A 2,033-nucleotide genomic window follows, 5' to 3' on the forward strand; every position below is an offset into this window, starting at 1 on the left:
CGGTTGTGCGCCAGGCAAAGCTCTGGCTGTCCTGGTGGCTGCGATGCCACCCGCGGTAATTGCCTGTTCACCGCGAAATCGCCGGTTCGGCGTGTAGGGGCAACCCGAATCGTCAAGCAGAACCGGAAAAGGCCGTAAGGTCAGATAGAGTGCAGGCCGTAACTTTAGTGAACTCGATTCGGCCTCGTTACAGGAGTGGCGGCGGCGACCCTCCAACTGAAAGGGGAAGCCTGCAATCGGCACGGGAGGAGAACAGGAGCCTCGTGCCTTGTCGTCCGGGGTGTTTGGAGGCGGCATGTACTCAAAGGATCGCCAGGGAACCTGGGAGACCCGGCGGGTCGGACAGGGCGGCAAGTAGCCTGAGTTCAAATGCAGGCAGGGAATACATAACCTGCTTTGCAGACCCGGCCGGGAGTCGGACCTGCCCATAGTAGTGAAGAAGCGGGGTAACTCCCGTGGAGCGAAGGGGCAGGACTTTGATCGTGTTTCTATCAATGGAGGAAGTCCCGCTTGGAGTACCATGCAATTGCTCCCACTACGGAAAAGAAGGCAAGGGCGGATTTTGGCCTGAGCCCGAAAGTCTCTCTTCTGCGAAAGAAACTGGGCCATAAGGCCAAGCAAGAACCGGAGTTTCGATTCTATGCTCTGTACGACCGGGTATATCGCCCGGATGTGCTGCAAAGTGCCTGGAATAGGGTGTATGCTAACCGTGGCGCAGCCGGGGTGGATGGAGTGAGTCTGCAATCCATCAAGGAAGGTACGGGAGGAGTGTCCGGCCTGCTGGATACAATACAGCGGGAACTGCAGGGCAAGACCTACCGGCCCATGGCTGTAAAACGGGTGTATATCCCGAAGGCAAATGGGAAGATGCGGCCGCTTGGCATCCCGACCGTCAAGGACCGGGTTGTGCAACAGGCGGTGTTGCTGATCCTTGAGCCAATTTTTGAGGCAGACTTCGAGGACTGTTCGTACGGATTCCGACCGGGCCGTAAGGCTCATGACGCCGTTGGTGAGATTCAACGGACGCTCAAAGCTGGCTTTTGTGCAGTCCTGGACGCGGATTTGAGCAGCTATTTTGACACGATAGACCACAACAAGCTGATGCAGTGTGTTGAGCGTCGCATAGCGGATCGATCCGTGTTGAAGTTGATCAGGATGTGGCTGGAAAGTGAAATCGTGGAAGAAGACGGCACTGGTGGCCGCAAGGTCAGCCGTTCCCGTAAAGGGACGCCACAGGGAGGAGTTATATCCCCCCTGTTGGCGAATCTCTTTCTCCATGAATTTGACAAACGTTTCCACGCTCCAGAAGGACCCCGTTCCTTTGCCAACGCACGGCTTGTGCGCTACGCAGATGACTGGGTAATCATGGCTCGTTACATTGGTCCTCAAATTCATGGATTTGTGAAGACGACCTTGGAAAGCCTTGACCTGATCTTGAATCGAGACAAAACGAAAGTGGTTGATCTAAGAAAAGCAGGAGAAAGTTTTGACTTCCTTGGTTTTACCTTCCGGTTTGATCGTAGTCTGCACGGAACCGGTCGGTATTTGAATGTGGTTCCCTCGGCGAAAAGCCTGAAACGGGCGCGCGCCAGGATCCATGATATGACCATACGAAGGATAACGGCTCCGGTGCAGGAAGTGATTGGTAACGTCAACCGCTTCCTGCTTGGTTGGGGAAACTATTTTGCCTTTGGTTATCCTCGGCTTGCTTTCAAGAAGATTGACTGGTACGTGCAGACACGGTTTCGTCGCTTTGTCAGGACGAGGAGCCAACGGCGTTGCCAGCATCTTGACGGTCCTTCGCTGTATCAGGCGTTGCGGTCCAATGGGCTGGTTTACTTGCATGAAAGAGCCTTCAACTCCTTGCGAATGCCTTTGGCAAGAGATCATCGGTGAGCCGGATGCGGGAAAACCGCACGTCCGGTTCGACGAGGGGGCGCTGATGTCACCAGGAGATCTTCTGATATGGAGTAGCCGCGTGCGGCGAAACATAATCGTTGGTTCTTGGTAATAATCAGCGCTCTACTCTACAC

Annotated in this window: 2 protein-coding genes; one reads left to right on the top strand and one right to left on the bottom strand. The window is 54.8% G+C overall.

Translation table 11 applies throughout. The features are described 5' to 3' along the window. Nucleotides 1-297, bottom strand: a 297-nt coding sequence (locus tag JWJ90_RS22530) for a hypothetical protein (protein ID WP_205229465.1), incomplete at its 3' end; no start/stop codon positions are given. A gap of 213 nt (nucleotides 298-510) precedes the next feature. On the opposite strand from JWJ90_RS22530, the gene ltrA reads away from it, so the two are divergent. Then, nucleotides 511-1,896, top strand: coding sequence for a group II intron reverse transcriptase/maturase (gene ltrA / locus JWJ90_RS22535; RefSeq protein ID WP_205229466.1), 1,386 nt, complete (start codon nucleotides 511-513; stop codon nucleotides 1,894-1,896). Nucleotides 1,897-2,033 lie beyond the last annotated feature (137 nt).

The sequence above is a fragment of the Desulfobulbus rhabdoformis genome, assembly GCF_016919065.1.
Classification (GTDB): domain Bacteria; phylum Desulfobacterota; class Desulfobulbia; order Desulfobulbales; family Desulfobulbaceae; genus Desulfobulbus; species Desulfobulbus rhabdoformis.